Consider the following 18,816-nt stretch of genomic DNA (forward strand, 5'->3'; position numbering starts at 1 on the left):
GGGCACCTAAGTTTGTTAGGTAATAAGGATAGAAAAAGGGGTGTCCAGCTTTGATATCAGAGTTTTTCGATGTAATCGTAATCGGTGGTGGCCACGCGGGTTGCGAGGCGGCCGCTGGGTCGGCTCGGGTTGGGGCAAAGACTCTTTTGGTTACCCACAAACCAGAAAATATTGGTGAGATGTCTTGTAATCCTGCCATAGGCGGTGTTGGGAAGGGGACCTTGGTCCGGGAAATTGATGCGCTAGATGGGTTTATGGGGCGGGTCGCTGACCAAGCCGGTATACAATTCAGGGTACTTAACGCTAGTAAGGGGCCTGCCGTTCGGGGGCCGAGGGCTCAAATGGATCGTGGGCTTTATAAGAGCGCCATGCAGGAGATGCTGCGTTGCGAGGAGAATCTCGCTATTCGGGGTGTCGGGGTCCACGATTTATATTTTGACGCGAGAGGAGTGTTGGGTGGGGTTGTCTTGGATAACGGCAATCAGGTAGGCGCTTCCAAGGTAGTAATTACCACGGGGACATTCTTACGGGGGGTGCTGCATGTTGGGGAAAAAACGGTTTCTGCGGGTAGGCTAGGTGAGAAACCGTCTGAGGGTCTCTCAAAAACCCTTATGGAACAAGGGTTTAGAATGGGACGGCTCAAAACGGGAACGCCCCCTCGTTTGTTAAAAGGTTCGATCAATTATTCTAAGCTGCCAGCCCAGAGTGGCGATATTCCCCCTAAGCGGTTTTCGTTTATTGGGCCTCCACTGCGTCTTCAACAAATTTCGTGTCATATTACGGGCACTACCCCTGCAACCCATGAGCTAATCCAATCTAATTTACATCGGTCCCCTATCTATTCGGGCGCAATCGAAAGCCGCGGGCCCCGGTACTGCCCGTCAATAGAGGATAAAGTAGTCCGCTTTGCTGACCGATCACGGCATCAGATATTTCTTGAGCCAGAAGGGTTTAAGAGTAATAGGGTCTATCCTAACGGGATTTCGACCTCTCTTCCGGAGGTGATCCAGAAGGCGATGCTTTCCACAATACCTGGACTTGAAAACGCAGAAATAGTTCAGCCAGGTTATGCTATAGAGTACGATTACGTGGATCCTCGGGAGTTATTTTCTTCACTGGAAACAAAAAAAATCCCGGGGCTTTTCCTCGCTGGTCAAATTAACGGCACAACAGGGTATGAGGAGGCAGCGGGGCAAGGGTTAGTGGCAGGAGTAAATGCCGCTAGAGCCTCTTCGGGCTTGGACCCGTTGATTATTGATCGAGCGGATGCCTTGCTGGGCGTAATGATTGATGATTTGGTGACCTTGGGTGCTTCGGAGCCTTATCGGATGTTTACTTCTCGAGCGGAGTACCGGCTGGCTCTGCGCCCGGATAATGCAGATCTTCGGTTGACAGGAACCGGGATTGATAAAGGTTGTGTTGGTAGTGGCCGCGCTCGCAAGTTTGCTGAAAGGGAGAAACAGCTGGCGGAGGCTATCAGCTTTCTGGAATCTCTCACTTTGAGCCCCGAGAGCGCGCGGAAGAAGGGCTTAAAAATTCGGGCGGATGGCCGGAAAAGGAACGGAATGGAGCTGCTGGGTTATAGGGATTTAGGATGGGAGGAAATTAAACGTCTCTGGCCGGAGGTTGCACGATGGGACGGGTGTGCCGCTGATCAGATAGAAATAGAGGCTAAATACAAAATTTATCTTTCTAGGCAACGGGCTGAGGTAGAGGCATATAAACGTGACCGAGAGTTAACCATACCACCAACGCTCAACTACCATAAGGTGGGGAGCCTTTCTAACGAAGCTAGAGAAAGCTTGCAGCTCGCCCGCCCTGAAAATTTAGCTGGTGCTGCCCGGTTGCCCGGCGTTACGCCGGCAGCAATTACGGCACTGATGGTGCATCTCCGTCGGCATGGTGGGGCAGCTGCCTAGTTGGCTTTTCAGTGAAATAGGCGGATTTTGTGTCGCAAACCGATTTTGGATCAAGTGACTTTCAGGCGGCTACAGGTGTTTCACGTGAAACTCTTGAGAGATTAAAGGCCTATGTTTCCCTGCTCATGGAATGGCAACAGCGATTTAATTTGATCGGTCCTGGTACCATACACGATATATGGCACCGGCATTTTCTTGATTCGGCACAATTGAGAAAAATCTGTGGGCCTGAATGTTCTAGGCTGGTAGATTTGGGTAGCGGTGCTGGCTTTCCAGGAATGGTGCTCGCTATTTTGGGCCAAACTGGCGTAGAATTAATAGAAAGTAATGGAAAGAAGTGCTTGTTCTTGGAGCGCGTGTCAATGTCTACTAACACACGGGTGGAGATTACCAGGGCTCGGTTTGATAAGGTAGGGCGCCCAAATCAGGCGGATGTAGTGACCGCGAGAGCGGTTGCGCCACTAAACAAGCTGTTGAGGGACGCGGGCCGGTGGGTAAAGCCCGGAGGAGTCGCGTTGCTGCAGAGGGGCAGTCGGTTCGAAAGAGAGCTGGCGGAAGCCTCAAGGTTTTGGGAGTTTGAGGTCGTACGGCATCCTAGCGTAACTAATCCAACGGGAGCTATATTGGAAATATCTCAGATAAGGGAGATAAATGTCTGAAGTAAATCAAATGGTTACACCTGGTTTTGGTGTAGGCACTGTCGTAGCCAACCAAAAAGGAGGGGTTGGAAAGACGACGACGACCATCAACTTAGCCACTGGGTTAGCTGCTATAAAGCGGCGGGTCTTGGTATTAGATTTGGACCCACAGGGAAACGCTAGCACAGGGCTCGGTATTCCGCCCTCCCAGAGACCCCAGACCATGTACGATGTGCTGATGGGAGAGGCTACCATAGGGCAGGTTGCCATCGAAACCGAGGTGCCGGGGTTGTCGGTAGTTCCATCAGATATTCACCTCACAGGCGCGGAATTAGAGNTGGTAGATAAACCCGACCGAGCCTTNCGTCTTAGGGCCGCCCTTGAGACGGTATTTGCTGATTATGAGGAGCTACTTATTGATTGTCCTCCATCCCTGGGTTTGCTCACTCTTAACGCCATGACAGCGGTGAATAATCTTCTGATACCTATGCAGTGCGAATTCTTTGCCCTAGAGGGACTGTCCCAATTAATGACTACAGTACAGAGGGTTAGGGAGAATTTTAACCCAGGTTTGCAAATCCAGGGNTTACTTTTAACAATGTATGATCAGAGGAACAGGCTGTCGAAGGAAGTGGAAGAGGATGTGCGAGCCCACTTTGGATCTAAGGTGTATGATACGATAATACCAAGAAACGTCCGTGTCTCGGAAGCACCTTCACATGGTAAACCTATTTTACTGTACGACCACCGCTCAAGTGGAGCCAGGGCGTACATGCGCTTAGTCAATGAAATTTGTAAACGAGACGTAGTGGGGTGAAGTCATGAGTATTAAAGGTGGTGGCGGGCTAGGGAAAGGCTTGGACGCGCTTTTGGGAAATGCTGTCTCCTCGGAGCCAGTGCCTAAAGCAGGCAGGGCAGGCACCGACCAGCTTAACCTCGACCAATTGGTGCCCAATCCAGGCCAACCGCGGTCGACGTTCGATGATGCTGAGTTAAGGCAGTTGGCGGATTCAATATCAGCCAATGGTATGCTACAGCCAATTTTAGCACGGCCTGACCCCCGGCTATCTGGTAGGTACCAAATCGTAGCAGGTGAACGGAGGTGGAGAGCGGCCCAACTGGCTGGATACCATGAGGTTCCGGTAATTATTCGGCAACTTACAGATAGAGAAACACTGGAAATAGCTCTTGTCGAAAACCTTCAAAGGCACGACCTGAACCCCATGGAAGAGGCCCGTGCCTATCATAAGCTCATAGAGGACTTTGCTGGCACACAGGCATCGGTCGCTGAAAGGATTGGTAAGAGCCGGAGCCACTTGGCTAACACTTTGAGGTTACTGCATCTTCCAGATGAAGTTCAGGAGTGGGTAGAGCTGGGTGAGTTGCAGGCAGGCCACGCTAGGGCCATTCTTTCGGCGGATGACCCGCTATCGGTAGCGAGGATGGTAAAGAAGAAGGGGCTAAGCGTCCGGCAAGCCGAACGATTAGCTAAAGGGTGGGCCGTTAAAGCCAGTGGCCAGACGGGTGGTGATAACAGTGCAGATACTGAGAGCCTGGAACGTGCGCTGACAACAGTTTTTGGCATGAAGGTTTCGATAAAAGGTTCAGGACAAAGTGGAGAAGTACGCATTCGTTACTCAAATCCTGCTGAGCTCAGGCAGATCGAAGCCAAAGTAAGAGGTCAGTGGTAACGACCAGGTGGTTTTGTAATGGCAATCTTCCGGGCCGCGCTAAGAATCCTCAAAAATGCCATGCTGCTGAAAATATCGCCGATCCCGCCTGTTTTTTTACAATACTCTTCTGCCTCGGCTAGAATCGACATAGCTCGGCTTAATTTGTCGGTAGGCCAGGCTCGCACTTGGCGCTCAAAGGAATTCCTGACCGAAAAATGTACTGGCGGGCGAAGAGCTTTTATACAGGCAGAGGGGGACCCGCCGCCTGCCACATTGGTGACAACTTGATGAAGCCGCTGAAAGTGCCGTAAAGTCGCGCGCAGCATCTGAATAGGGCTTATTCCTTCTAACCTGAGGCTTGCCCATGTTCTCATTAATTGCTGCTGGTCACCATCTGCCATAAGCATGGCAAAAACATTCAGGGAATGTGCCGCGCTATCGCCAATGACAGCCATCGCGTCGGCCTCCGTAATTTCTTCTGCCGGTCCCAAATACACCACGAGNTTTTCTAGTTCCTGGCGGGTGACCATACGATCTGAACCTAGATGTAACGCTAAATACTCTAGGGCTTCGGAGGTCAAACGAATATTATGTCGCTCGCAAAACTCGCGCACCAAGCGGCGTATATCATGGGCCTCATCAGGGTAGCATCCGATGGAAGCCAAATTTGTAGTGTTTTCAAATAGGCGTTTCAAGCTGGAGGTTCCCCTTAACTCACCGGCTAGGACAATCACAAGTGAATTGGGGTCGCCGCGGGATAGGAAATCCCTGAAGGTTTTGTGATCTTTATCCCCTGCATCAGTGACGCGGATGACCTTATTGTTGCCGGTTAGGGGTAACGTGGCGGCTTCTTGTGCAAGATTCTCAGGGTTCTTCCTTAGGTTTTCCGCTGGGATTTCAGCAAGTTGAAAGGGGTCTACTGGGCTCCCAAGTATATTTTTTATTATAGTCTCGCTCCGCTCTCTTACTAGGCCTCTGTCGGGTCCATGCAGTAATATTGCACCGAAGTCTGTTTGGGCTTGTCCTAAAAATTGGTCGATATTTCGCGGGGGTACTTTCATCGTCCGACCCGTGACAGTTGCTTCTCCCGGGCGAAGTGAAGGGACAAGACACTAGCAATTTGGCTACCTATTTGTTTTGCGGCGCGGAGAGAAGCTTCTTCCTCAGCGACAAAGGTCGCGTAAACATTATCTGAAATAACGTTGTAGCTGGCATGGGCGCTAGTGTGACCCGCCATGACCATGGAGCCCGAAGAGACTTCGAAAAGCTTGTAGTGTACGGTCAGGATCATAGTATAGCGACTTATCTGACTGTCCCGGGCCGTTATCATCGGATAACTTGCTGTGTCGTAGGTTAGGGCAAGAGTATGAGCCTTTGCTTTGCGGTTATTGAGTTGCAAGTTATCCTGCAAAGTGTTTTGCAGCTGGACGCCTATAACCCCTTCTAGGGGGCCAAGTTCTATCGAAGACAAATCAGCTAGCACTGATCCACCTAGGCGGCCGCCGTAGAGGGGTTGGAACCCGCAGCCAGAAAATAGCGCTAGGGCTAATAAAGCGAAGGTTAGTCTACAGAACCACATTAATCACACGGTTAGGCACCACCACGACCCTTTTGATTTCTCGGTTTCCAATGTGTGATTTTATGATTGGATCTGCTAGCGCCTTTTCCTGGGCCAGGTCTGGGGTAACATCTGTGGCTATGGTTACTGTTGTTCGGAGCCGCCCATTTATTTGTACTGCCATTGTCACCGTTTGGGAGGATAGCAGGCTCGTGTCGGGCAAAGGCCAGCTTTCTTGAACTAGGCTAGGGCTCAAGCCTAACCGCTCCCACATTTCCTCGGCTAAGTGGGGCAGCATAGGGCCTATAAGCTTAATGAGTGTTTCAACAGCCTCATATTTCGCTTGTTGGGCTCCACGGCCATTTTCTTGAAATGCCACTATTGAATTAGTAAGTTGTCGTATGCCAGCTACCGCTCTATTAAAGCGGAAACTTTCGATGTCTTTGGTAACTGTGGTTATCGTTTGGTGGGTCTGCTTTCGTAATTGTAGGGCTTGTCTACAAGGGTCCTCAGGATGTTGTTTTGATGACNGCGTTCCAATAGGTTCACAACTTTCAACAATACGCCATAATTTTTGAACAAACTTCCAAGCACCTTCAATCCCACTTTCTGTCCATTCTATATCCCTCTCCGGTGGACTGTCCGATAACATAAAGAGGCGGGCTGTATCTGCACCATATGTTTTTAGGATGGACCCCGGGTCAACAACGTTCTTTTTAGATTTACTCATACTTTCGGAGCGGCCACTCTGGACAGCCCGACCATTGTCGCGGCGTTGCCAGCTCCCCGTTCCAGTTTGCTCCACTTCTTCGGGATAAAGCCACCCAGAATCGTCTTTATAAGTTGCATGACACACCATGCCCTGGGCTAACAAGCCAGTGAAGGGTTCCTTAAAGCTAACATATCCACAGTCTTCCAGCGCTCTCATGAAGAAACGAGAATAAAGTAAGTGAAGGATTGCATGCTCTATACCTCCAACATACTGATCCACCGGCAACCATGATTTCATAGCCTTTGGATCGAGTGGCAGGTTATATTCCGGGCAGGCATATCGGCAGAAATACCATGATGAGTCGACAAAAGTGTCGAAGGTATCCGTTTCACGTTCAGCGTTTCCGCCGCAATTTGGGCATGTAGTGTGTTTCCATGTTGGATGCTGGTCAAGGGGATTTCCTGGCTGATCAAAGGCTACGTCATCGGGAAGCAGCACGGGCAGGGAATCTTTTGGAATTGGAACTATGCCGCATTGGTCACAGTGGACGACTGGTATGGGGCAACCCCAGTATCTCTGTCGCGATACGCCCCAATCACGGAGCCGATAGGTAACCTGGCGCTTCCCCTTATTTGTGTCCCCTAATTTCTNTGCTACGGCTGCCTTAGCTTGGTCGATAGTCATCCCATCCAAGAAACCAGAGTTGATCATTAACCCCTCCCCCGTAAAGGCTGTATGAGGCGGTAGGGCGGGGTCGGGGAAGTCCGCAGGGGGCTTCACGACTGTTTTGATAGGTAGTTTATATTTGGTTGCAAACTCAATGTCTCTTTGATCATGTGCTGGGCACCCGAAAATCGCCCCAGTTCCGTAACTCATTAATACAAAATTGGCTATGAAGACGGGAAGTTCCTTCTGGTCACTGAAGGGGTGTTTGGCCGTTAGCCCAGTATCAAAACCTAACTTTTCAGCTTTCTCTAACTCAACTTCGCTTGTGCCTAAGCGGTTGCACGTTTCAATAAAACCCAGCATTTTTGGATTGTTTCCCGCGAGCTGGCAAGCGAGTGGATGGTTAGGCGCTATAGCTATAAAACTTGCTCCATAAAGGGTGTCTGGTCGAGTGGTAAAAACTGAGATGGTGTCATCATGGTTCGCTAACTCAAATTCAATATTAAGTCCCTCTGATCGCCCGATCCAGTTTGCNTGCATGGTCCGAACCGATTCAGGCCATTCTTCTAGTTTATCAAGAGAGTCTAGTAGGTCTTGGGCGTATGCAGTAATTCGAAACATCCACTGTGAAAGTAGACGTCTTTCGATCAAGGCTCCGGAGCGCCAACCGCGTCCATCTATGACCTGCTCGTTTGCCAATACGGTTTTATCAATGGGGTCCCAATTCACCCATGTTTCTTTTTTATAGGCTAGATCTTTTGCGAGTAGGTCTATGAACATAGCTTGTTCCTGGCGGTAGTAGTCTGGGGAGCATGTTGCAATCTCCCGCTTCCAATCATACGAGAAGCCCATGCTCTTAAGTTGGTGGCGCATAGTCTCAATATTCGACCAGGTCCATTCGGCGGCCGGTATGCCNTGTTCCACAGCCGCATTCTCAGCNGGCATGCCAAATGCGTCCCATCCCATGGGGTGAAGAACATCAAAGCCTCTGGATTTTTTATAGCGTGCTATAACATCTCCCAGAGTATAGACTCGCACATGGCCCATGTGGATACGACCCGAGGGGTAGGGAAACATCTCGAGCACGTAATATTTTTCCTTCGTGTTGTCCCGAGAGGTGACAAAAACCTCATTCTCGCTCCAATAATCCTGCCACTTCTTTTCTATTTTTGCGGGATTGTAGCGCGCCATCACGTTTCGGCCTTAGCATCCTGTTTAGTCATATCACTCTTAGCCATTATCGCGGATTTACCCTTACTTTGAGCTCGCGGGCCCGTGCCAACACAGTATTTTCCAGATCGATGCCAACATTTTTGTTTACCTCAGACTCAATCCAGTCTCCGTCCTCGCCGCGTACTTGTCGAAATACGACAATTTTTACCGCGTCTGATTGAAGTGAGCTACTGAGAATATATGCTGTCGCCTTAAAGCGAGTTAGTGGTGTGTTCGGGGGCGAATACCAGTCTGTGATCACCACTCCCCCAAACGGGTCCGCTGAACTCAATGGCATAAAGGATAGAATGTCTAGGCAGGCTCTCCAAAGATAACCATTTACCCCTACCCCTTGGCCAGCACTAATTGTGCCCGTTGTTTGACTTTTGGTAAGGGAAGGTGGTGTTTCAGATCGACCTGCCGAGCTTGACGAAATAGTTTGAATCTCGCTGGTCGTATAATTCCCACTGTCAGAAAACGGNAGCGTGCTGCATCCTGTTGTAGACAGCATAATGCCAATGATCGCAGTTCCAGTTATGTATCTCATGTATTTTAGCCCAAAAATCCATTCTGTAGTAGGGCCGGCTCGGATTTGGTTTTTCCGAGCTATAAAACCTCCAANAATTTGGCAACCATAGATGCCCGAACGATTGCTGTCGAGAGGTAGATCAGCCACTTTCATTGAAAACCAATAAAGTATATTGCCTATTCTTGGTCAAACGAAGATATTCCGGCCAATCCACACAAACGGATGTTCTTAAGGAGCCGTTGAGTTGTAATGTTAACGCCTCCGAGGGCATACACGGGAATTGGACAGGATGCAACGAGACGGCGTAGGCGCATGGCGCCCAGGGCCTTTGCTTCAGGGTGGCTCTGAGTGCTAAAAACTGGGGACACCAAAGCAGCGTCGGCTCCTGCCCGGGCAGCTTTGCGAACTGCTGCCTCCGAGTGGGCCGCAACGGTAATGAGCCAATTAGGATGTTTAGATCGCCAGTAGGGTACCTTTTGGAGGTGTACTTCGCTTAGATGAATGCCATTTGCAGCAAGGTTGTGGGCTAAGTCTCCGTCGCCTGCCACTAGAAAGGTCAACCGCTTCTTTTTACATAACACCCCTAGTTTTTTGCCTAGTAGCTTTCGGTTAAGCAGTCCATAATCACGAAACAACACGGCGGAACCTCTGGGGAGGTCAGACACAATTACTTCTGGATGAGGTTGTCGCGTTCGGTCGGTAATAAATATGAGGGAAGGCAAGGGGACACGTAGCCGCTGTCCCATCACTTTGGTAGTAGCTCCTTGGCTGTTTATTTTGGCAATCCTGCCGATTGGCCATCGCAAATAGGGTTTAGATAGTAACATGCGCACAAAGGCTCCTACGAGTGAGGGTGAAGATATTGCTATAAGATTGGAAAATGTTAAAGCTCGCATACGAACAGCAATAACACATTCGAGCNTGGCTACCGCACATCCTACTCTGGTTGCCGTTTCCAAGACAATCGGTCAGCATCCGATTGAAACCTTGTTGAGGTGGGGACATACATCTTTTGGTGAGAATAGGGTGCAAGAGGCTTTGAGCAAGTGGCCTGTATTAAAAGATAAATATCCGGAAGCTAAGCTTCACCTTATTGGTCAATTACAGACCAATAAGGTTAAAGAGGCTGCGAAACTTTTTGATGTTATAGAGACCGTTGATCGACCAAAACTTGCGGAAGAATTGGCCAGATTTAGAGATCGAAATGGATTTTGCCCGGCTTTGCTGGTCCAGGTAAATACGGGATGTGAGCCGCAGAAGGGAGGTACAGATCCAGCGGAGGCTGATAAGTTCATTCAATTTTGTGTGTCTAAGTTAGCCCTGCCGGTTAAGGGGTTAATGTGCATTCCACCTGTGGATGCGGAGCCGTCCCTTCATTTTGGTTTGGTCAGGGCCATAGCGCTACGGCATGAGTTAGCCTCACTTAGTATGGGTATGAGTAAGGACTTTGAAGTTGCACTTGCTTTTGGGGCGACGAGTGTACGTGTGGGAAGTGCTATATTTGGCCCTAGGGAAGAGCTGAGTAAGGATGACACTTAGACGTGGTCACTTGTCGGTTGCATAACTACTTTTCGGTTTCTCTGTTGGGAGTATATTTAGAGGTTGCTAGCGTGGTGGGTCGGCAAGGTAATTGTCCGGTCAGAGAATTGCAAAATGGTAGAAGGCATGTAGTATTTCNTCCCGGAACCTTCAGAAAACAGTTTTATGGGTAGCGAGACGCACGCCGAGTGCACTTGGAAAGGTGTGGTAGGTTATTATGATGTCGTCGTTGTCAAGGCAGAGAATCTGAGTGGAGCATGGTACTATCTCAAAAACCAAGGCCTAAGCCAGCGATGTTGGGGGTTGGTCAGCCTTCGCGAATAGCACAGAGATTCGAAATGAGCACCAAAGTGGGTGATATATGTCTGCGATACATGCTTTGAGATGAGGGTTTTGCGGAAAAACTGAAAATGGATCGGTTGCTTTTAGTGGGACATGATATCTCCTTTTCTGCCAGCGTTGCTGAGGCTATAGGGCGATACAGGGAATGTGAGGTCGTTGAATNGAGCTCTTTGGATGCGGCGGCGCGCTGCCTGTCTGAGGCACAATTCTCACTGGCTCTGCTTGATCTTCCCACTTCCGATCTTTGCAGTTCTGCCTGTGCTAATTTTGGGTTTCTATTGGGAGAAAACATTCCCGTGGTGGTGTTGATTGACCCCGCTGTCAGCCCGGTTTTAACTATTCAGGTGGGTTTTCTTCCCAACGAATATCTCGTTAAGCCGTTTCGCCTTGGCACCCTGTTAGACCGGGTNAATGCCTTGCTGGCTCATGACCCTGCGACTAGCCACGTATCGTACGAGATAGATGCGGTAATCTTTACTCCTCTCAAAAGTACGTTGAGTAATAGGTCCACAGGGGCGTCTATCAGGCTGACCGAGAAGGAAAGAGTTATACTGGAAATGCTGTATCAAGCAGGTAAACGGCCTGTGCCCAGGGAAACTTTATTAAAGCAAGGATGGGGCTATCGAGCTTCTATTCCGACACATACCCTAGAAACCCATATTTATAGGCTGCGAAAAAAACTGCAGGAGGCAAATGGATCTGGTGATATTTTGGTTAAAACCGCTCAAGGCTATCGACTAAAACTAGATTAGGTCGTTCACTAATATCTTAATCGTATACCCCGTAACGATAGTCCTTTCGAAGTTTATCGAATTCAGTAAATCGGAAAAGCTTTTTGTGAAGGCTGAGCCCGTACGAGTAGTTATGAAGAGCGACCTTCGTTTGGTGCCCATTCGGGTCTGTGACGATCCAGCCGGATAACTCCATAGGGTTTTCTGTGAACGATAAAGTAACCGATCCTGCCTTAAAGTCGTCTTCATCAACGAGAGTGATGTGGAGCAAATCGGAGTCCCGACCAACGGCATTTACTATCATGTCTTCTGTTAAATCCACATCTTTTTTCAGCAGAAAACGAAAGGGACCTGACTCATAGGAATATTTTGATATTTGATCTATGTCGCGATCTACGAAAATTAAATAAGTTCCATCGGCCACGAGTAACAGGTTGTTCGGGGATGCGTATTCTACGCGAAGATGCCTGGGACGTTGAACCCAAATCCAGCCCTCAGAATAATGTCCATCGGGTGACACTTGGATGAACTGGGCCTGGTATGTGTCTAGTTCATTTAAGAAATTCTCGACAGAGTCTATGTCGGCCTGTTCTCCTTCTGACCACTCAAGTGCGTAAGTGTTTGAAGGGATATTAAGGGTAAGAGCACAAAATAGAGCGAAGACAATAAAGCTGGTCATGTGCATCCCTTTGGATNTAGAGTGTTGCTGTCAACAATTTGGGCATGGCTGTAGTTAAATTCTGAGAAACATTAGACATCGGATGAGGGAACTAGGATATCCCTTTTTCCAACGTGGTTTGCGGAGCTTACTACTCCTTCCGACTCCATTCGTTCTATAAGGCGTGCAGCCCTATTGTAGCCGATTTGTAAATGCCGCTGAATAAAGCTTGTCGACGCTTTCCTTTGAGATAGTACAAGCTGCAGGGCTTTATCATACAAATCGTCTCGCATGATATTTTCACCAGGTCCCGCCTCAGTGTCCTCTGCAGGATCCTCTGTGACCTCAGCAAGGTATTCGGGGGCGCCTTGTTCACGCAGGAAATTGGCCACAAGCTCTACCTCGTCTTCACTGACAAAAGGCCCGTGCACTCGTTTCAGTTGGGCCCCGCCCGCCATATACAACATATCACCCATACCTAACAATTGTTCTGCTCCTTGTTCTCCCAGAATGGTGCGGCTATCGATCTTGGAGGTAACTTGGAAACTAATCCTTGTCGGTAGATTTGCTTTAATGGTCCCCGTTATAACGTCAACTGACGGGCGTTGTGTTGCTATAATGAGGTGAATACCAGCGGCACGGGCTTTCTGTGCCAAAGACTGTACAGCGATTTCTATCTCTTTCCCCGCCACTAACATAAGATCGGCCATTTCGTCGACCACCACTACCAATAGTGGCAATGGCTCCATGTCTAGCAATTGTTCCTCGTAGACTGGAACACCAGTCTCGTGGTCAAAGCCTGTCTGCACTGTTCGGGTTAACTGTTGGCCTTTTAGATCTGCGTCTTTTACCCGTTTGTTGTAGCCCGCGATGTTTCGGACGTTTAAATTTGACATTAGGCGATATCGTTCATTCATTTCCTTCACCGCCCATTTGAGTGCTACAACAGCTTTCTTTGGTTCTGTAACAACTGGATGAAGAAGATGAGGTATTCCATCATAGACCGATAACTCCAGCATTTTTGGGTCAATCATTATCAACCGACAAGACTCAGGCGGCAGACGATACACCAGGGACAGTATCATACTATTTATAGCGACAGACTTACCGGACCCAGTGGTGCCGGCGACCAACACGTGCGGCATCCTTGTTAGGTCCTCGATGATTGGTGTTCCTCCAATATCTTTACCTAGGGCCAATGGTAATTGGTGGGCAGCATTCTCAAAATCAGCGCTTCCGAGAAGTTCCCTGAGGTAGACAGTTTGTCGATTGGGGTTAGGGAGCTCAATCCCGATGGCATTCTCTCCAGGTATTACTGCCACACGGGCGGATATCCTGCTCATCGACCTTGCTATATCATCGGATAGGGCAATTACGCGTGCCGCCCGGGTTCCTTCCACGGGCACAAATTCATGCCTCGTGACAACCGGGCCTATGCGACTAGCCGCTATCGAGCCGCCTACTTTGTACTGTTCTAGCGCGTCAAGAAGAGCCTGCCTTTCCTTGTGTTCGGATCCTCTATCTACACTGTTGCTTTTGGCCATTTTTGGGGCTGCTAATAGGCTTAAAGGGGGCAGTTCAGCACGTTTTTTGTCCAGCCTTAAACTGCCCTGCCGCTCCTTAGTCTCCCGGGTTCCGGGTCTAACGCGATCCGGCTCCTTCACTCTTGAGGAGCTCACTGAAGAGGTTCGGAGTCTGGGTTCCACCCTGGCCTTAGACTTTTTGCGGTGTCGTTTTTTAGCGGCAGATCTCATGCGTTTCTTGTGGACGCTTTGCGCAGTTAACGGTCCCACTAAGTTGGTTATACCCCACCAGGCGCTAAGAGCTAGCCATTGGATTGATCGCCACACCATAGTAAGCAGGGCCCTCCAGTCATTCCATGGGACTCCCAAAGTAAGCGGGAGTGTGCCTAATGTAATTGCTCCGAATACAAGGGGCAAAATCCAAAATGGAATACTCAGACTGTTGGCTACCAAAAGCTGATGGGCGCCTAAATAATAGCCAACATAGCCAGCCGGGCTTATGTTGCCAGCTGGGTTTAGGGGAAGGGCGTAGGGGATAAAAGCGAGGGCAGCGGCAGCTGTTAGCATAAGTAAGGGAGCTGCCATTATTCTAAGCCATGCTAGGTCAAGAGTATGGCGGCGTATTAAACGCCATCCCCAGCCACACAAAGCGAGCACAGGGATAATGGACACGGCGCCAAATGAGTCGATCATTATTTCTGATATATATGATCCGCCTAGACCCAACCAATTTGTTGGGGCAGTCCCTGTGGCGGTGTTATAGGACGGGTCCGCTGAATTATAGGATATTAGGGCAGCCATAAGGGAGGCTGCGCCAATTACAAGAATTAAGCCTAGCAACTCACAAGCCCTGCGGCGTGCGAACTCCGCCGTGCCAGAGGGTAAAAGGGAGGGATAACGATGCCCTGACGATGCCATACTATTACTTTACAGCAAAGCTGCTATTCGGCGAAGGCCTTCTGCAGTTTTCTTTCGAGAATGAACCAATGCCACCCGTATGTAGCCAGCGCCTGGGGCATCGCCGTTTTCCGTGCTGAGAAACTTCCCGGGCATTACCTTTACGCCAGCTTCCTTCCAGAGGGTCTGAGTTACCGCTTCTCCATCACCGACTTTGAGCCAAAGATAAAACCCTCCCTCTGGTTTGTAAAAGCATGGATGTTCGCCCAACAATATTTCAGCGTCGTCGAATTTTTCCCGGTAAAGTCTGCGATTGACTTCAACATGGGATTCATCTTTCCAGAGGGCGGCGGCGACTGCCAACACGGGACCGGGGCTTGCATTACCGGTATATTGACGTAGCCGCCCAAATGATTTGATGAGTTGATGGTCTCCAGCTACGAATCCCGAGCGGAGGCCAGGNACATTGGATCTCTTAGATAGGGAGTGAAAGGTTAAAACATTTTTGGTTAAGCCACCTAGCCGATCGCAGGCTGTCAATACTCCTGGCAATGGCTTTCNAAAATATATCTCAGAATAACATTCATCCACTACCAGAACGAAATCGTGTTTTCTTGCCATTTCAATATATTGGCTAAATTGTTCTGGAGTCGCAGCAGCGCCTTGTGGATTTGACGGGCTGCAAACATAGGCTAGTGTTGTCCTTTGAAGTGTCTCTTGGGACAGGCCCGACAGGTCGGGCAAAAAGCCAGTATCCTCTGAGGTTGGCAGATATACAGGCTCAGCTCCTGCCATGACGGCTGCTCCTGAATATATCTGGTAAAATGGATCGGGCATCAATATTGCCCGCCTGGGCCTGTTCAACCCTTGGGGAGTAGCCATAAGAGCGACCGAAAATAGTGCTTCCCTTGTGCCAGCAACGGGTAAAACATTCTTATCAGGATCAATTTGGATGGAGGTGAGGCCGTATCTTCTGTGTAGCCAATCTGAAATAGATACCCGGAGCTCCCGGGTGCCCAGTGTGGGGGGGTACTTGCCCCATAATCCGGAGTTTTCTGCCAAGANGCGATCCACAAATGCCGGATACGGATGTTGGGGCTCCCCGATCGACATTATAATCTCCTCCTCCCTAGCGGGTGGATTTAAGTCCGCCAGTAAAGCACTCAGTCTCCGAAAGGGATAATCCCGTAATAAGTCAAGCCGTTCATTAACCATAGTTGTATGCACCAGGATGCTAGGAAGAAACCTCTTTTATTCCGACATTAAACTACCAGTTTATACTATCAAGCGACGTTCCAACGAAAAGTGGCGGCCCGAGGGGGCCGCCACGATTGTTCCACATATTAAAAATACCTAAGAAGCTAGAGTTCGTACCCTCTTTCGCCATGGGTTACGATGTCTAAACCATCCGTCTCTTCTTCTTGGCTTGCCCGGAGGCCAACAGTAGCCTGGAGGATTTTAGCTATGATGAGTGTCGCCAAGCCCGACCAGACCAAGGTTGCAATAACGCCTGTAAGTTGGACGCCAAATTGGCTACCCATGCTCTTGTCCGAGAGGCCCAAACCCCCTAATGCAACGGTACCGAATATTGCGGTGAGAAGGGTTCCCATGGCCCCGCCAACGCCATGAACTGCAAATACATCCAACGAATCATCAATCTTTAGTGCATTCTTCACTATGCCGCACATATAGTAGCAGACGATTCCGGCGGCAATGCCAATGAAGAGAGCCCCCATGGGTCCAACGAAACCCGACGCTGGGGTTATGGTGGCTAAACCAGCTATGGNGCCAGTTGCTATTCCAACGAGAGTAGGCTTTCCATGTTTGAGCCACTCAATCAACATCCACGTGAGTGCTGCAGTCGCCGCAGAAATATGTGTTACGGTCATGGCCATTCCGGCAGCTTCGCCTGCAGCCAACGCGCTACCCGCGTTGAAGCCATACCAGCCGACCCATAGCATTGCGGCCCCAATCATAACTAGTACAGGGCTNTGAGGGCGTTTGATGNCTCCNGGGAAACCGGCGCGTGGACCGAGGACAGCTGCCAACACGAGAGCCGAGATACCGCACGTCATATGGACCACTAGACCTCCCGCAAAGTCCTGGACACCCATATTTCCAAGCCAACCACCTCCCCAGACCCAGTGGGCTACTGGAGCATAAACAACTATTGACCAGAGTAAGCTAAAAAGAAGCACTGCGCTGAATTTAATTCGCTCGACAAAGGCGCCGACTATTAGNGCGGGAGTAATAATTGCGAATGTCATTTGAAACATAAAGAATACAGTTTCCGGTATATCTCCTGACATTGACATTAGGCCGACGCCGGCTAAAAAGGCTTTGCCAAGTCCCCCTACATAATCGTTTCCGTTACTGAAGGCTAAACTGTATGTGCAAACAAACCACAACACAGAGGCAAGGCAGCAGATAGCAAAACAATGCATCAAAACAGATACGACGTTTTGAGCACGCACCAGCCCTGCATAAAAGAGCGCCAGTCCAGGCATTGTCATAAATAGGACCAAGGCCGTACAGGTCAGAATCCATGCGGTGTTTGCGCCCGATAAGGCATCTTGTGCAAGGGCCGGTCCTGCAATGAGAGACAGTCCCATTGTTAACGTGGGACCATATACGTAATTCATTAGTCTCATGGTTTTTTTACCCTCTATCTTTGTACCACTCAATAATTTGTGCTGATTGCACCAGAACGGCTTGAAACCCAAAGCCAACTTTCCGAGCATAAGACTATGGCATTTATGCTCAAATTTCTACCATTAATCTCTGGGCCGTTTGTACAACCGCACAAATATTAGTCAAGAGCCTTTGTGTTGGTTGATTCCTGGGCAGAGCCCAAGGCATTTTCGACCGTTGCGGCTATTCGCAGTAGCCTGTTGTCATGTCCGGCTGGTGCCATCACCATAAGGCCACATGGGATTTCTGCCGGTATTGGAAGGGTTACGGCGCAGCACGGGAGTATGTTGCCGAGTGTTGTGTTGCGGAGCGCTAACATGTTTGCGATACGATAGGCTTCTGGATCTCGATCGACGCTCTCAAGCGTTGGTGGAAGTATTGGTACCGTTGGCATTACCATCGCATCGAAACCTGCAAGCTTCGCATAGAGAGCTGGTGCCTGTTTCCGGACCTCGGCCCGAACTATTTCCACATCAGGCGCTGACATCTCTCGACCTTGGTGAAAACGTGCTAAGACATTTGGATCTATGGCCGCGCCTTTGGTGTCTACCAAATGGCGCCAAGTTGTGTAGGCCTCTGCCGTAGCAATACCACCTTTTTTTATTATTGCGTCGGTAATTTCATCGAACGCCTGCACGGTGTCGTGCACCACCGCGGCTCCTAAGTTGTCGAGGGCGTCGAGGGCTTTGCGAGTGTTTGACTCGACTGTCGGATCAGCCTGATCCCAAACTACATTAGTTGGGCATAGAAGGCGGAGCCGATTAACCGGGTTACGGCCTTCTAAGTCCACGGGAATACGGGCCCCCAAGATTCCAAATATTTCGGCGGCATCAGCTACACTCTTAGTTAGCGGTCCAACGGTGTCTAGGGTTGGAGATAGTGGCAGGACCCCATCGAGTGGGAGTGCACCATATGAAGTTTTGAGACCCACGAGACAATTCCATGCTGCTGGCACTCGCACTGATCCACCAGTGTCGGATCCTATTGCCGCAGCGGCCAGCCCGCTGGCAACTGAGACCGCTGCTCCACAAGAGGAACCTCCGGGAGCGCGAGGTGCATCCTTCATAACAGCATTCGGCGGGGTGCCGGTATGAGGATTGCTGCCAATTCCACCCAGCGCGAATTGGACGGTATTGGTTTTACCTAGGCAGACTAGGCCAGCCATTGTAGCTCGCTTAAGCACTAGGGCATCTGTCGTGGGTGTTCGCCCTACCAGCAAAGGAGAGCCCCCTTCGGTGGGAATATTGGCAGTATCGTATAGGTCTTTCCAAGATATTGGTACACCATCGAGTCGGCTCCGGGTCATTCCTGCCTTAGCCCGTTGTCTTGCAGCCTCAGCTTCTTGAAAAGCCCGGGCTCTCGTGTGGCGTACATAAATTGAGCCGGTTCTATCATGATGTTTCATGCGCTCAAGAAAATATTCGGTCAATTCCACAGGGTTGATGAAGTTTTCTGCTATTTTTTGTCCTAGCTCAAGTGCTGTCATCGTGTCCCAGTTATGTTGCATTGTCAGCATTTCCTTCAGGTG

General features: G+C 49.7%; 17 protein-coding genes. 7 read left to right on the forward strand and 10 right to left on the reverse strand.

The genetic code is table 11. The features are described from left to right. Positions 1–50 precede the first annotated feature (50 nt). The 4 genes from CMM32_05265 to CMM32_05280 all read left to right on the forward strand — a co-directional run bounded on the left by CMM32_05265 (position 51) and on the right by CMM32_05280 (position 4,248). The gene (locus CMM32_05265) at positions 51–1,919 is read left to right on the forward strand and encodes a tRNA uridine-5-carboxymethylaminomethyl(34) synthesis enzyme MnmG (GenBank protein MBT06311.1); all 1,869 of its coding nucleotides are present in this window, start codon (positions 51–53) and stop codon (positions 1,917–1,919) included. Between the two features lie 29 nt (positions 1,920–1,948). Next, the gene (gene rsmG / locus CMM32_05270; GenBank protein MBT06312.1) at positions 1,949–2,578 is read left to right on the forward strand and encodes a 16S rRNA (guanine(527)-N(7))-methyltransferase RsmG; all 630 of its coding nucleotides are present in this window, start codon (positions 1,949–1,951) and stop codon (positions 2,576–2,578) included. Next, positions 2,571–3,374, forward strand: a complete 804-nt coding sequence (locus CMM32_05275; protein MBT06313.1) for a chromosome partitioning protein ParA — start codon at positions 2,571–2,573, stop codon at positions 3,372–3,374. Before rsmG ends, CMM32_05275 begins: the two co-directional genes overlap by 8 nt. Before the next feature lie 4 nt (positions 3,375–3,378). Further along, positions 3,379–4,248 (forward strand): chromosome partitioning protein ParB, encoded by an 870-nt coding sequence (locus CMM32_05280; GenBank protein ID MBT06314.1) that lies wholly within the window; start codon positions 3,379–3,381, stop codon positions 4,246–4,248. Here CMM32_05280 and CMM32_05285 read toward each other — a convergent pair. The 5 genes from CMM32_05285 to CMM32_05305 form a co-directional block, all read right to left on the reverse strand. Next, positions 4,239–5,291, reverse strand: coding sequence for a DNA polymerase III subunit delta (locus CMM32_05285; protein ID MBT06315.1), 1,053 nt, complete (start codon positions 5,289–5,291; stop codon positions 4,239–4,241). The two genes, CMM32_05280 and CMM32_05285, sit on opposite strands and share 10 nt — an antisense overlap. Continuing rightward, positions 5,288–5,809 carry a hypothetical protein gene (locus CMM32_05290; protein ID MBT06316.1) on the reverse strand — a complete coding sequence of 174 codons (522 nt, stop codon included), beginning with the start codon at positions 5,807–5,809 and terminating at the stop codon, positions 5,288–5,290. Before CMM32_05290 ends, CMM32_05285 begins: the two co-directional genes overlap by 4 nt. Next, positions 5,796–8,357 carry a leucine--tRNA ligase gene (locus tag CMM32_05295; GenBank protein MBT06317.1) on the reverse strand — a complete coding sequence of 854 codons (2,562 nt, stop codon included), beginning with the start codon at positions 8,355–8,357 and terminating at the stop codon, positions 5,796–5,798. Before CMM32_05295 ends, CMM32_05290 begins: the two co-directional genes overlap by 14 nt. Positions 8,358–8,403: 46 nt before the next feature. Next, positions 8,404–8,925: a hypothetical protein gene (locus CMM32_05300; GenBank protein ID MBT06318.1), complete on the reverse strand. Its 522-nt coding sequence runs from the start codon at positions 8,923–8,925 to the stop codon at positions 8,404–8,406. 158 nt (positions 8,926–9,083) lie between these two features. After that, a complete protein-coding gene (locus CMM32_05305) occupies positions 9,084–9,734 on the reverse strand; it encodes a thiamine monophosphate synthase (GenBank protein MBT06319.1) in 651 nt (216 codons plus the stop codon). Between CMM32_05305 and CMM32_05310 the strand changes: the two genes are divergently transcribed. The 3 genes from CMM32_05310 to CMM32_05320 all read left to right on the forward strand — a co-directional run bounded on the left by CMM32_05310 (position 9,733) and on the right by CMM32_05320 (position 11,540). Further along, positions 9,733–10,446: a YggS family pyridoxal phosphate-dependent enzyme gene (locus CMM32_05310; protein ID MBT06320.1), complete on the forward strand. Its 714-nt coding sequence runs from the start codon at positions 9,733–9,735 to the stop codon at positions 10,444–10,446. The genes CMM32_05305 and CMM32_05310 overlap by 2 nt on opposite strands. A gap of 165 nt (positions 10,447–10,611) precedes the next feature. Beyond that, the gene (locus CMM32_05315; GenBank protein ID MBT06321.1) at positions 10,612–10,770 is read left to right on the forward strand and encodes a hypothetical protein; all 159 of its coding nucleotides are present in this window, start codon (positions 10,612–10,614) and stop codon (positions 10,768–10,770) included. Positions 10,771–10,856: 86 nt separating this feature from the next. Further along, a complete protein-coding gene (locus CMM32_05320; protein MBT06322.1) occupies positions 10,857–11,540 on the forward strand; it encodes a hypothetical protein in 684 nt (227 codons plus the stop codon). Positions 11,541–11,556: 16 nt separating this feature from the next. Here the strand turns inward: CMM32_05320 and CMM32_05325 are convergent, their stop codons facing one another. From CMM32_05325 to CMM32_05345, 5 genes are all read right to left on the reverse strand, one after another. Continuing rightward, positions 11,557–12,204 carry a hypothetical protein gene (locus CMM32_05325; GenBank protein ID MBT06323.1) on the reverse strand — a complete coding sequence of 216 codons (648 nt, stop codon included), beginning with the start codon at positions 12,202–12,204 and terminating at the stop codon, positions 11,557–11,559. Positions 12,205–12,269: 65 nt separating this feature from the next. Then, positions 12,270–14,618, reverse strand: a complete 2,349-nt coding sequence (locus tag CMM32_05330; protein ID MBT06324.1) for a cell division protein FtsK — start codon at positions 14,616–14,618, stop codon at positions 12,270–12,272. Between the two features lie 9 nt (positions 14,619–14,627). Continuing rightward, positions 14,628–15,812, reverse strand: coding sequence for an aspartate aminotransferase (locus CMM32_05335; GenBank protein ID MBT06325.1), 1,185 nt, complete (start codon positions 15,810–15,812; stop codon positions 14,628–14,630). 146 nt (positions 15,813–15,958) lie between these two features. Next, positions 15,959–17,239 carry an ammonia channel protein gene (locus tag CMM32_05340; protein ID MBT06326.1) on the reverse strand — a complete coding sequence of 427 codons (1,281 nt, stop codon included), beginning with the start codon at positions 17,237–17,239 and terminating at the stop codon, positions 15,959–15,961. A 167-nt stretch (positions 17,240–17,406) separates the two neighbouring features. Then, on the reverse strand, positions 17,407–18,804 hold the full coding sequence (locus tag CMM32_05345) for an amidase (protein MBT06327.1): 1,398 nt from the start codon (positions 18,802–18,804) through the stop codon (positions 17,407–17,409). Between the last annotated feature and the right edge of the window lie 12 nt (positions 18,805–18,816).

Source organism: Rhodospirillaceae bacterium (assembly GCA_002728255.1).
GTDB lineage: Bacteria > Pseudomonadota > Alphaproteobacteria > UBA7887 > UBA7887.